1 protein-coding gene is annotated in these 479 nt (G+C 68.5%); it reads right to left on the bottom strand.

The genetic code is table 11. The features are described 5' to 3' along the window. Nucleotides 1–67: 67 nt before the first annotated feature. Nucleotides 68–479: hypothetical protein (locus AC5JLB_RS29040; protein ID WP_495877296.1), on the bottom strand; the 412-nt coding region annotated here is incomplete at its 5' end.

Here is a 479-nt window from a genome sequence, read left to right as displayed (position 1 = left end):
AGGCCAGTCGGACGGCCGAGCCGGGCCTCCGGACCTCGGTGTTTTCGGGGCTGCGGCACTCAGGGCGTCATGCGCTGCAGACGGTGTTGTCCCGCGTCCAAGTCGCCGGGTTGTCGCTGTCGTTCCAGCAGAACTGCGGGGCGCGGGGCCGGGTCGTGACGACCTCATGGAACGTCAGTCCCTCAAGGCCCACCCAACTGACGAACAACGGGGTGTGCTCGAGCCAGGTCTCGGTCAGGATGGTCACCTGCCCGTCGGACATGACCGGCAGGCGCGTGTCGGCCAGGGCGGCGATGGACGCATCCGTATGCGGCTCCGCGCCGCCGCGCGCCTCCGACCAGACCACCTGATACGTTTCGTCGGATGAACGGAAGCTGACCGCGGTGACCCGCAGGCTGCGAGGCTCCCCCGATCCGGTCATCGCCCTCTGGAGAGCGTACATGCTGTCCATGTACTCGGGCGTGATGGGCGCGTCCTCC

It is taken from the genome of Myxacorys chilensis (assembly GCF_059505265.1).
This window is presented reverse-complemented; position numbering and strand designations above follow the sequence as displayed.